10 protein-coding genes are annotated in these 13214 nt (G+C 33.2%); 1 reads left to right on the plus strand and 9 read right to left on the minus strand.

Annotated features, from left to right (window positions below; all coding sequences use genetic code 11):
• Window positions 1-2 precede the first annotated feature (2 nt).
• The 7 genes from P7F85_RS08470 to zapA form a co-directional block, all read right to left on the minus strand.
• The gene (locus P7F85_RS08470) at window positions 3-617 is read right to left on the minus strand and encodes a succinate dehydrogenase cytochrome b558 subunit (RefSeq protein ID WP_002466009.1); all 615 of its coding nucleotides are present in this window, start codon (window positions 615-617) and stop codon (window positions 3-5) included.
• A gap of 407 nt (window positions 618-1024) precedes the next feature.
• Window positions 1025-2809: an excinuclease ABC subunit UvrC gene (uvrC, locus tag P7F85_RS08475; protein ID WP_002466005.1), complete on the minus strand. Its 1785-nt coding sequence runs from the start codon at window positions 2807-2809 to the stop codon at window positions 1025-1027.
• A gap of 133 nt (window positions 2810-2942) precedes the next feature.
• Window positions 2943-3257 (minus strand): thioredoxin, encoded by a 315-nt coding sequence (gene trxA / locus P7F85_RS08480; protein ID WP_002450647.1) that lies wholly within the window; start codon window positions 3255-3257, stop codon window positions 2943-2945.
• A 171-nt stretch (window positions 3258-3428) separates the two neighbouring features.
• Window positions 3429-5777: an endonuclease MutS2 gene (locus P7F85_RS08485; protein WP_447158541.1), complete on the minus strand. Its 2349-nt coding sequence runs from the start codon at window positions 5775-5777 to the stop codon at window positions 3429-3431.
• A 9-nt stretch (window positions 5778-5786) separates the two neighbouring features.
• Window positions 5787-7499 (minus strand): DNA polymerase/3'-5' exonuclease PolX, encoded by a 1713-nt coding sequence (gene polX, locus P7F85_RS08490; RefSeq protein WP_002466002.1) that lies wholly within the window; start codon window positions 7497-7499, stop codon window positions 5787-5789.
• A 79-nt stretch (window positions 7500-7578) separates the two neighbouring features.
• Window positions 7579-8100: a CvpA family protein gene (locus tag P7F85_RS08495; protein WP_002466000.1), complete on the minus strand. Its 522-nt coding sequence runs from the start codon at window positions 8098-8100 to the stop codon at window positions 7579-7581.
• On the minus strand, window positions 8101-8367 hold the full coding sequence (zapA, locus tag P7F85_RS08500; RefSeq protein WP_002450651.1) for a cell division protein ZapA: 267 nt from the start codon (window positions 8365-8367) through the stop codon (window positions 8101-8103).
• A gap of 318 nt (window positions 8368-8685) precedes the next feature.
• On the opposite strand from zapA, the gene rnhC reads away from it, so the two are divergent.
• Window positions 8686-9621: a ribonuclease HIII gene (rnhC, locus tag P7F85_RS08505; RefSeq protein WP_019235867.1), complete on the plus strand. Its 936-nt coding sequence runs from the start codon at window positions 8686-8688 to the stop codon at window positions 9619-9621.
• A gap of 68 nt (window positions 9622-9689) precedes the next feature.
• Here the strand turns inward: rnhC and pheT are convergent, their stop codons facing one another.
• Together pheT and pheS are read right to left on the minus strand one after the other, a co-directional pair.
• Window positions 9690-12092, minus strand: a complete 2403-nt coding sequence (pheT, locus tag P7F85_RS08510; RefSeq protein WP_015365176.1) for a phenylalanine--tRNA ligase subunit beta — start codon at window positions 12090-12092, stop codon at window positions 9690-9692.
• The gene (gene pheS / locus P7F85_RS08515; protein ID WP_015365177.1) at window positions 12092-13150 is read right to left on the minus strand and encodes a phenylalanine--tRNA ligase subunit alpha; all 1059 of its coding nucleotides are present in this window, start codon (window positions 13148-13150) and stop codon (window positions 12092-12094) included. Before pheS ends, pheT begins: the two co-directional genes overlap by 1 nt.
• Between the last annotated feature and the right edge of the window lie 64 nt (window positions 13151-13214).

The following is a 13214-nucleotide window of genomic DNA, read 5'->3' on the forward strand; positions in this document are numbered from 1 at the left end:
CTTTACATAAATGCAATGATAGCTGATACGCCGATATAAGAAATGATTAAAAATACAATTAACGATACCCATGTGAAGACACGTTGTGATTTTTTAGATTGTAAAATACCCCATGTTACTAAGAATGACCATAATCCGTTAGAAAAGTGGAATACAACTGCAATAACACAAACGATGTAAATTATTGCCCATACTGGATTATGTAGATATTCATGCATCATATTATAATCAACCGCTTTACCGAAGAATGCCTTTTGTAGACGTGTTTGCCATAAGTGCACTGCGATAAAGATGAAAGATAAAATACCACTTGCTCTTTGGAAGAAGAACATCCAGTTTCTGAATAAAGAGTAATGTCCAACATTCTCTTTTGCTGTGAATGCAATGTGTAATCCAAATAAACCATGATATAACAGCGGAATATAGATTAATACAAATTCAACTACCAATAAGAATGGTAATGATTCCATGAAACCTGATGCTTTATTAAAAGCTTCCGCCCCTTGTGTTGCTTGATGATTGACCAATAAGTGAACAATTAAGAATGCACCGATTGGGATAATACCTAATAACGAGTGAATTCGTCTTAGATAGAATTCATTTTTTGATTGAGCCAAAAGGAGTCCCCCCTGTAAACATTTAATTAATTGACTAAAATTATAAAGTTGTATGTAAACTGCCGTAAAAAACCATATAAAATACTAGCTTCTTTTACTTCTTTATTTGGTACTCGTCTCCATTGATTAACTTAAGATACTTTGGAAGCATCCTAATCAAAGTTAAAAAATTAAACAAGTATGGCATAAAAAAGAAAAGGGCTAGTCATGTTATAGATTTCATATAATGATGTCGTAGAATGTCTGTACTATAGCAATTCATGTAACCCTACATGATTGATAACAATTCTCAATTAGAAAACGCTTCCAAACAACTTTAAAAAAATAGCCTTTTGTTAACTATATTGTAACATTATTTAAAGCATTTTTGGACATGAGAATTATTCTCATGTCCAAAAATTGAAATTTTATTTGTTTTGAAGTGCGTGCTGTAAGTTTTTTGCAACATTTTCCGGAAGTCCGGATTTTTTTAATTCTTCTAATGATGCCTCTTTCATTTTCTTAATTGAGCCAAATGTTCTTAATAATTTCGTTTTACGTTTTGCTCCAATACCCTCAATATCATCAAGCACAGATTTAAGTCCTGTTTTCTGTCTTGTCTGTCTATGGAACGTAATAGCAAATCGATGCACTTCATCTTGAATTCGATGAAGTAAATAGAAGGCTTGACTATTTTTCTTTAATGGTACGATTTCTGCACTTGCACCATATAGTAACTCGGACGTTTGGTGTTTATCGTTTTTTTGTAATCCAGCCACTGGTATGTCTAAGCCTAATTCATTTTCAAGAACATCCATAACACCATTCATATGCCCTTTACCACCATCGACAATGATGAGATCAGGCAAAGGTGTACCTTCGTTTAGTACACGTGTATATCGACGTCGAACAACTTCTCGCATTGATTTATAGTCGTCAGGACCTTCGACTGTTTTAATTTTATATTTACGATATCCTTTTTTATCTGGTTTACCATCAACAAAAGTTACCATGGCAGAGACAGGATCCACACCTTGAATATTTGAATTATCGAATGCTTCGATTCTAATTGGTGTCTGAATACCCATTCTTTCACCAAGTTCTTCTATTGCTTTGACCGTTCTAGATTCATCCCTAGCAATCAATTCAAACTTATTATTGAGCGAAACTTCTGCATTATGATTTGCCAAATCAATCATTTCTTTTTTCGCACCACGAGATGGTTGTACAATTTTAGTATCTACAACCGATTGTATGATGTCTTTATCTAAATGTTTCGGAACATGTACTTCTTTCGGTAAAATATGTTGGTTTAAACTATAAAATTGACCGATAAAAGTATAAAATTCTTCTTCTTCAGTTTGTTGAATTGGAATCATCGTAGTATCTCTTTTAATCATATTCCCTTGTCTAATGAAAAAGACTTGAATGCACATCCAACCTTTCGACACGCTATAACCAAAGACATCACGAATCGTATTATCTGTTGACATAATTTTTTGTTTTTTAGTGAGATTATGAATATGTTGGATTAAATCACGGTACTCTTTTGCACGTTCGAAATCGAGAGACTCACTCGCTTTTTCCATGCGTTCTTGTAAATGGTTTAATATTGTTTTGTCCTCACCATGTAAGAAGTCACTAATTTCTTTTGTCATTTGTGCATATTTATCTAAATCGACATCATACACACACGGACCCATGCATTGACCAATATGATAATAAAGACATAATTTATCTGGCATTTTATCGCATTTTCTAAATGGATAAATACGATCTAATAATTTTTTTGTTTCTTGTGCGGAATAAGCATTAGGATATGGACCAAAATATTTGCCAGTCCCTTTTTTAACGGTTCTCGTTACAATTAATCTTGGATGCTTTTCTTTAGTAATTTTGATGAAAGGATAGCTTTTATCATCTTTTAATAAAATGTTATAACGTGGCTGATATTGTTTAATTAAGTTTAATTCTAAAAGTAAGGATTCTGTTTCACTCGATGTCACTATAAACTCGAAATTACGAATTTCACTTACTAAGCGAGTTGTTTTTGCATCATGTGCACCCGTAAAATAAGAACGTAATCGATTACGTAGTTTCTTAGCTTTACCGACATAAATCACTTGATCATTACGGTCTTTCATCAAATAGCACCCTGGCTCCAATGGCACTACATTTAGTTTTGTTTTAATTTTTTCTTGATACGTTTCCATCTATGTCCTCCTCTCTTCGAAAAATTGAATAGCCAACCTTACTCATGTACGTCCTTTATGAGCACGTTAATATAAATAGACAAAACAAAGCTGGAGCATTTATGAAAATGCCCCAGTCTCAGTTTCTATATTCTTATAGATGTTTATCTAATACTTCTGCTAAGTTTTCTTTAGGTTGGAAACCTACTACTTTATCAACTGGTTGTCCGTCTTTAAATACGATTAAAGTTGGAATACTCATTACTTCGTATTTTGCTGCAGTTGATGGGTTTTCATCTACATCTAATTTTAAGATATCTGCTTTACCTTCATAGTCCCCAGCTAATTCTTCTAAAACTGGAGCGATCATTTTACATGGTCCACACCAAGTAGCCCAGAAATCTACCAATTTAACACCAGATTCAATTTTACTATCAAAATCAGAATCAGTTACTTTTACGATTGCCATAATTGCCAATCCTCCTTAATTTTTAAATGATGAGCAAATTATAACAGAATTTATAAGGTAATGCATTGCAATCTGCTTATGCTCGTTTAAAAAAACAATTTTTAAAAGCCTTTTATAGAAGTATCCTCAATTAGGAATACGTTTTTTTAGCATATTACTATGGCTATACTTCTATTTTAGTGATGCGACGGTAACACCAAATCCACCTTCACTAGGCATGCCACCTCTAAATGTTTTCACACTTTTATGTCTTTTTAGATGTTGTTGCACACCTTTTTGTAATGCGCCTGTACCCTTACCATGAATAATATAAACTTGTTCAAAATTACTTAAGACGGCTTGATCTAAATATTGATCTAATTCAATTAAAGCATCTTCATAACGATATCCTCTTAAATCAAGTTCCGTTTTAACTGTTTGTCGGTTAGCTCTTGTGACCATTTTAGTCGATGTTTCTTTTTTCTTTTTCATTTTTTCTAAATCTTCAATTGGTAATTTCATTTTCAATATTCCCATTTGAACAACCGCTTCTTCATCTCCAACTAACTCGAGCACTTCACCTTTTTGGCCATAAGATAATACTTTAACTTCATCACCAGCTTGGATTTTATCGTATTTTTGTTTTTGGACATTTTGTTTTATTGATTTTGCTTCATATTGATCATCAAGTTGTTTTTTCTTATCTATAAGTTCGTGTTCTTTAACATCCGCACCTTTTTTATCTCTCAGTTCTCTTAACTCTTTAAGAATAGCATCTGCCTCTTTTGTTGCAGATTTTACACGTTGATTTGCTTTTTCTTTTGCTTCATCCATCAATGATTTCTCATAATTTTGATATTGTTGATATTGTTTTTCTAATTCATCATGTGTCGTCTGCGCTTCTTTAACCAGTCTATCTAGTTCAATGCGTTGTTCATCTACACGTTTTGAATTTTTCTCTAATGATTCGATCATATTATTAATTTCTTGTTCATCTGTACCTATCATTGTTTTGGCTTTATTAATTATATTAAGACTCAAGCCCAATTTTTTAGAAATATCAAATGCATTAGAACGTCCTGGGACACCCATTAATAACTTATATGTTGGGCTTAACGTTTCCACATCGAATTCGACGCTCGCATTCATCACGCCTTCACGGTTATAACTATATGCTTTTAGTTCAGGATAATGGGTAGTTGCCATCACTAGAGCACCTAGATTTCTTACATGATCTAATATACTCATAGCAAGAGCAGCCCCTTCACTCGGATCTGTTCCAGCACCTAATTCATCAAATAATATTAAGCTATTTTTATCTGCTTCTTTTAAGATTTCTACAATATTTTTCATATGAGATGAAAATGTAGATAGAGATTGTTCTATTGATTGTTCGTCACCAATATCACAATATACATTCTCAAAGACACTGAGTTGACTGCCATCTAATGTTGGAATAAGCATGCCTGATTGTGCCATAACTATAATAAGGCCTAAAGTTTTTAACGTGACAGTTTTACCACCTGTGTTAGGTCCAGTGATAATCACTGTTTCAATATCATCTACAAACTCAATTGTATTTGCTACAACCGTAATATGATCTAATAAGGGATGATATGCATTAGGTAAATAAACTGTTCTTTCATTATGAAATGTAGGTTTCGTACCTTTGATAGCACGGGCATATCTTGCTTTTGCAATTAAAAAATCAAGATGTCCCATAATCGATTCAGCTAATAATAATGCATCTGATTCAACAGCTACTTGTGACGTTAACTCAGTTAATATACGTTCACGTTCAACTGCCTCATCATTATGCAAGCGACTAATTTGGTTGTTCATTTCTACCACAGATGATGGTTCAATATACAACGTTTGTCCTGATGCAGATTGATCATGAACAATACCGTTAAAATCTTGTCTATATTCTGCTTTTACTGGAATTACATTTCTATCATTTCGAACAGTTACAATTGCATCTGATAATTTCTTTCGGTTGGCCTGACTTTTAACCACACGATCTAAATTCTGTCTAATTCGTTGATTTGTACTTGATATTTTACTTCGAATACTTTGTAACTCGTAACTCGCATGGTCATATAAATCATGGGCGTCACACTTATCATTAATATCCTTAAATAAATCCGTTAAAATGGGTAATTGTGCCATTTGGCTATCTAAGATAGGATATTTAACTTCTTCATCTTCTTCTAATAATTGATTATAAAATGTCTTAAACTGATTTTGAACTTGAATTAAGCGTTTAATCGCATTTAATTCGGTCACATTTAATACACCACCAATAGTTGAACGGTGAATGTACTGTGCTACTTTGGTTAGACCGCTTAAACTTGGCAATCGATGCTTATTATATATTTGTGATATTTCATCTGTTTCATTAATTTGAAATTCTACAGTTTCAAAATCTGTTGCTGGATACATTTCTGCGACTTTTTCACGTCCTAAATCACTGATAGCTTCGTTAGCTACGAATGATTTTATTTTATCAAATTCTAAGACGTCTAATGTTTTTTGTCTCATGCAATCCCTCTATTTCTTCAATTTTTTATTATCATTGATAAATGATTTAAATGCTTCTCTAGACATCGTATTAATCACACGATCTTTAGTTACAAATCCTTTTTGAGCAGTAGCAACACCATATTTCATAAACTCTAAATGATCAACATGATGCGCATCTGTGTTAATAGTTAACTTTACATTTGGATATTGGCGTACGGTTTGTGCATTTAAGTCTAAACGTTTAGGATTGGCGTTGATTTCTAAGATAGTATTTGTTTCTTCAGCCAATTGAGCTAATTTTTCTATATTAGGCTCATAACCAGGACGTCGCCCAATGATACGACCTGTTGGATGAGCGATATGACGCACATATGGATTATGACAAGCATTTTCTAAACGTTGCATAATTTCCGCTTCTGATTGATTAAAACTTTGGTGAATGGCTGCAATAACATAATCTAGTTGTGCCAATATCTCATCATCATAATCTAAAGAACCATCCGGTAATATATCCATTTCAATGCCAGAGTATATATCAATCTCATCATATTCTTTATTTAATTGCTTAATTTCTTCATTTTGGCGAAGTAAGCGTTCAACTTGTAAACCATTGGCTACTCTTAGACTTTTTGAATGGTCTGTAATCACCATAAATTCATAGCCTTTAGCAATATTAGCCTCAATCATATCTCTAATAGAAAATGCACCATCACTATAAGTTGTATGCATGTGAAGGTCACCTTTAATATCATCGAGTTGAATAATCTGACTTAAATCTTTATCAAATTCACTGCCATCTTCACGCATTGAAGGTTCAATCCATGATACACCGAAATGTTCATAAATCTCCGCCTCGCTATTGAATTGAAGCAATTCTCCATTGGCTTTTTCAATGCCATATTCACTCACTTTTTCATCTTGTGCTTTTGCTAATTGTCTAATACGAATATTATGATCTTTTGAACCTGTGAAATGTTGTAATGTGTGATAAAAAGCTACAGGTTCGATTAATCTAAAATCAACACCGATTGTTTCATCGTCATACTCTAATTCTAACGATACTTTGGTTGACCCAATTGCTACATCTTTAACTTTATTTGGAATATCCAATAATTGTTGCTGAACTTTTTCTGGGTGATTTGTACTAATAATAAAATCCAAATCTTTACTTTGTTCTTTATATCTTCTAAAGCTACCTGCTGAAGCATATTGATCTATGTCATCTAGCCGACTAATATATTCAATGATTTGATGATTGAGCCCTCTCATTTGATCAATCGGATAACTTTCTTTCTTAGCACCTAACGCTTTGACTGCTTCTAAAATATTTTGTTCAGTTTTTTTCGCAAAGCCACTTAATTCACTAACTTTTCCTGTTTCACACGCCTCTTGTAACGATGTTTTATCAGTAATATTTAATTCTTTATATAATTTAGCAATTTTCTTACTACCTAAACCTTGTATTTTCAATAAAGGTACTAATCCTTCTGGCACCTCTTTTTGTAAGTCTTCTAAAGCTGTAGACTGACCATTTTGTCTATATTCATTAATCACATCACCTACACCTTTACCGATACCTTTAAGTTCTGTTACATCTTCTATTTCATCTAATGGTCTTTCGTCAACTTCTATACTCTGTGCCGCTTTTCGGTATGCTGACACTTTAAAAGTATTTTCCCCTTTTAATTCCATATAGGTAGCAATCTTTTCTAGTAATTGAATCACATCTTTTTTAGTCATATACATCTCTCCATAAAAAGAAGACCAGGACATAGCTCATTTTTTCAAATTGTCTGTCCTGACCTCAATATCATTTTCTTTATAAATTTAAAATCATTTGTGAAACATAAGGTGTATGCAATAAAATTTGTTTGGCAAGTAATGAATGTCCTAATTGACCTTGTAACATTGCATTGGGATATAACGCGATTATATAGGTAAATATTTGTATGATTATCACACCAATGAATAGGCTTAAAACAATACCTAAAACGCGGCTTATGATATTTAAAGGTTGATATGCCACTATATTATCAAATGTGACGATGATTAGATATAAAATCAACTTACAGCTTATTGCAATCACAATAAAAGCAATCATTGATTCAAAACGATACTGTAGGTGATTAAAATGAATGGCATATTGTGTATCAAATGCGACAGTCTTTGGAAATGGTAAAAATACAATTAATCGCTGCGCAATCTCTCGATAAAATTGTTGTGCAATCCATAACGATGCAAACGTACTTATAGCATGTATGCTCGAAAGCCATAATCCCCGTCGAAATCCAACAATTGAAACATAGCATAATATCATTAGTACAACGATATCTAATAGCATTTAATCTTCTCGTTGTTTAATCTGATCTAATTCGTGTTGTAATCGACGATTTTCTTCTTCTAAGCTCACTTTGTCATGCATCACGTTCACTGCTGTTAAAATCGCTTTTCTAGTAGTGTCTAAACCTGCAGATTTTCGTCCTAATTCTTTCATTTTCTCATCCACTAAATGTGCAACATGTCTTATATGTTCCGGGCTATCATCGCCGATTATTGTGAAATGTTGATCATTGATTGTAACATTTATCCTATTCTTAAACTCACCCATATCGATATCTCCTGACTTTTAATTAAATTATTCCGTATCTTTATTTAATTTAACCAAAATCATGTTTCTATATTATTTTGAACATAACATAATATTAATGTTTGGTTTTATACATTTACTTATCATTAAACATTATACATGAGTCACCTTTATTTTGTAAGTAGTGAGATGATAAAGAATAACTTTCTATTTATCAAGAGAGTATGAGCCTATCAAGTAATTATTATTTTTCCTTCCGTCATCATTCTAAGGTTATTAATGTTATGATATCATTTGATTATTATGAAAAGATTCTAGCAAAGAGAGGTCTAACACTATATGGCAAACGTTGTCCATAAATTAACAGCAACTGAGATTCAATCATTAATGTCCAAGATTAAATTTGATACATCCCAATTACCTCAAGGTATGAAAGCACGAGCAAAACATAATAACGCTGTGATTAATATTTACAATTCTGGAAAAGTCATGTTTCAAGGAAAAAATGCCGAAATAGTTGCACAGCAATTACTCCCTGAAAAAAGTAGCTCAACACCAAAATCAGCAGCTTCAACTTCTAAAAAAACAACTTCTTCAATTAAATATAATCAATATAACTGTATTGGAAGCGATGAAGCTGGTAGTGGCGATTATTTTGGTCCACTCACAGTATGTGCGGCATATGTCACAAAGGATCACGTCAAGATTTTGAAGGAATTAGGTGTAGATGATTCTAAAAAGTTAACCGACGCTAAAATCGTCGAACTTGCCGAACAACTTGTAACGTTCATACCACATTCCTTGCTCACTCTTGATAACGTCAAATATAATGAGCGTCAACGTGCAGGTTGGTCACAAGTAAAAATGAAAGCTGTCTTACATAATCAAGCAATTGCGAATGTTGTTCAAAAAATTGATGCGCCATCATTAGATTATATTGTAATAGATCAATTTGCGGAACGTGGTGTTTATCAACGTTATGCCTTGTCCGATTTACCTTTCCCTAATAAAACAAAGTTTGAAACGAAGGGTGAATCTAAGTCATTAGCTATCGCAGCTGCGAGTATTATCTCTAGATATGCATTTGTTAAACATATGGATCAAATGTCTAAATCAATAAAAATGGATGTACCTAAAGGTGCTAGCAATAAAGTCGATTTATTCGCTGCAAAAATCATTGAAAAATTAGGTGTCGAGCAACTCGATTCTATTTCAAAAAAACATTTTAAAAATAGAGAGAAAGCACAAATATTAGTAAATAAAAAATATCAATAATTACTATACACAAAAAGGCAAGTTCTACTGTATCCACAATAGAACTTGCCTTTTACTTTTATTTTTAATTATCTAATTGTTGCACCTTTTGCTTTAAGTGCTTCAATGATTTGGTCATGTACTTTCGTTACACGTTCATCTGTTAAAGTATTTTCAGTATTTAAATAATATAATCTGATGGCAACTGATTTTTTACCTTCTTCTAAATGCTCACCTTCATATACATCAAACACAAGCGTATCTTGAAGAATATCAGCTCCATTTTGATGAATCGTATTTAATAATTCAGATGCTGGTACATCATGTTCAACTTCTAAAGCAATATCACGAGATACACCAGGATATTTAGGAATTGGTTGGTAATTGATATAACCTACTGATACATTCATCATTTCTTCATAATTCAATTCAAAGACATATGTGCGTTTTAAATCGTTATCAGCAGCTACTGTAGGATGCAATTCTCCGATGAAACCTATATCTTTACCGTTTAAAGATACCAACGCTGTTCTTCCTGGATGTAAACCATTGATTTCTGTAGCACGATATTCAAAATTTAAGTTAAGTTTTTGTGCTACGCGTTCTATGACACCTTTAGCTAAATAGAAATCCACTTTTTCTTTCTTACCTTGCCACTGATTTACTACATAATCACCTGTCATAATACCACTTAAATATTCTACTTCATCAGGCAATTCACCTTCAGCATTACCGAAGAAGACACGACCAATTTCGTATAATTTAACATCTTGATTTTTACGCGCAACATTATACGCAGCTGCTTCAATCAAATGTGGTAATAAACTTTGGCGTAACGTTGAATGTGCCTCGCTCATTGGCATTAATAACTCGATAGTTGGTCTATCTTGTAATGCAAAATCTTTCGCATGTGATTTTGATACAAGTGAATATGTGATTGCTTGGTTTAAACCCGCACCTTCAATTGTTTCTTTAACTGTACGTGTTTTATGCTGACGATCAGTTAATGCACCATTAGTAACATCTTCAAATACAGGTAAAGTTGATGGAATTTCATCATAACCATAAATACGAGCAACTTCTTCAATCAAGTCTTCTTTGATAGAAATATCTTTACGTCTTGATGGTACATAAACAGTAAGCTCATCCTGTTTACTTTCAGTTTCAAATCCTAATTGTTCAAAGATATTTTTAATTGCTTCAGTAGATAAATTAAATCCAATCGTACGATTAATTTTATCTGTTGTAATTTGAATTGGTGTAATGAACGAGCCTAAATCCCCTTGAGCTACGCGATCTTTAAGCACACGACCTGATGCATATGTTTCTAATAAATAACATGCGCGGTCAACTGCTTCGTTAACAAATTCTGTAGCAATACCTTTTTCAAATCGACTTGACGCTTCGCTACGTAAATTTAATCGTCTTGAGGTATGACGAATTGATGCTGAATCAAAAATTGCGCCTTCTACAACAACATTTGTTGTATTGTCGCTAACCTCTGAGAAGTCGCCTCCCATCACGCCACCAAGTGCAATTGGAGATTGTCCGTTAGTAATAACAATATCTGACTCAAGTAATGATCTTTCTTGATCGTCTAAAGTTGTCATTTTTTCATCTTGATGTGCTTGACGAACTTCAATATGATTTGAACCAATTTGATCTTGATCAAACATGTGTAACGGTTGTCCATATTCTAATAACACATAGTTAGAAATATCTACAACGTTATTGATTGGTCTGATACCAGCTTTCATTAAACGTGCTTGCATCCATATTGGTGATGGTTCAATAGTGACATTTTTAACGATTCTAGCACTATAATAAGGAACTTTATCGCTATTTTTTACTGTCACTTGTAATTCTTCCATTGCAGAGTTAGCCTCTTCATTACTATTTGTTTCTGGCTTAGTCATTTGTGTGTCGTATAGTGCTGCAACTTCATAAGCTGTACCGACCATACTTAGCGCGTCTGCACGGTTTGGTGTTAAATCAAATTCCATAATTTGATCATTTAAGTACAATGCATCCAATGCATTTGTACCCGGCGTTATTTTTTCAGGGAATACGAAAATACCATTTTCAAACGCTTTAGGTACGACATTACTTGAAATACCAATTTCTTGTAATGAACAAATCATACCTTCAGAGCGTTCACCACGTAATTTAGCTCGTTTAATTTTAATTCCACCAGGTAATCTGCCACCCACTTTAGCAACAATGACATATTGTCCTTCATCAACATTGGGTGCACCACAAACGATTTGTACAGGCGTTTCCTCACCAATATCGACTTGGCAAATATTTAATTTGTCAGCGTCAGGATGTGATGCTTTAGATATAACATGGCCTACCACTAAATTTTTAATATCTTTTGTTAAATCTACTAAATCATCTACCTCAATACCAGTACGTGTAATACGTTCAGCTAAATCTTGAACATCTTGTTCTACGTCAACATAATCTTTTAACCATTCATTTGAAATTAACATTACGCTTCACCTCTATCTTCTACAGCCTTAAATTGATCTAAGAATCGCACATCGTTTGTATAGAAGTGTCGAATATCTTCAATACCGTACTTCAACATAGCGATACGGTCAGGTCCCATACCAAACGCGAATCCAGAGTATTCATCAGCATCAAATCCTGCCATTGTTAATACGTTAGGATGCACCATTCCTGCACCTAAAATCTCAATCCAACCGGTATGTTTACACACATTACAACCTTGGCCTTTACATTTAAAGCATGAAACATCCACTTCTACAGATGGTTCAGTGAATGGGAAATAACTTGGACGTAGACGAATTTCTCTATCTGCACCGAACAATTCTTTAGCTAATAATTCTAATGTACCTTTTAAATCACTCATCTTAATATTTTTATCTACAACTAAACCTTCAATTTGTGTAAATTGATGACTATGCGTCGCATCATCTGAATCACGACGATATACTTTACCTGGACAAATAATTTTCACTGGACCTTGTCCATTACGTTGTTCCAACGTACGTGCTTGTACTGGAGACGTATGTGTTCTCATTAAAGTCTCTTCAGTAATATAAAAACTATCTTGCATATCACGTGCAGGATGTGATTTAGGTAAGTTTAATGCCTCAAAATTATAATGATCCTGTTCTACTTCATAACCATCAACAATTTCATAACCTAAGCCCAAGAATAAATCTTCTATCTCTTCAATTGTACGTGTCAATGGATGTTTTGAGCCTATTTCTATTTGGCGACTAGGTAATGTCACATCAATTGTTTCTTCTGCAAGTTGTTGATTTAACTTTTCATTGGCTAAAATCGTTTGTCTTTCATCTAGTTCTTGTTGAATCGTTTGTCTTAATTCATTCACCTTTTGTCCGTACGCTGGCTTTTCTTCATTAGGTAAGTCTTTCATATTTTTCATTAAACTACTTACCGAACCTTTTTTACCTAAATATTTTACTTTGACATCTTGTAATGCTTTTTCATCATTTGCAGCATTAATATCAACTAATGCTTGTTGTTTTAATTCACTCATATAATCATTTTGAGTCATTTTAACTTCCTCCTTAGTTGCCAGTACATGTTTTTATACTCAGACATTAATATATATCTCAGTC

Source organism: Staphylococcus sp. aM (assembly GCF_052975125.1).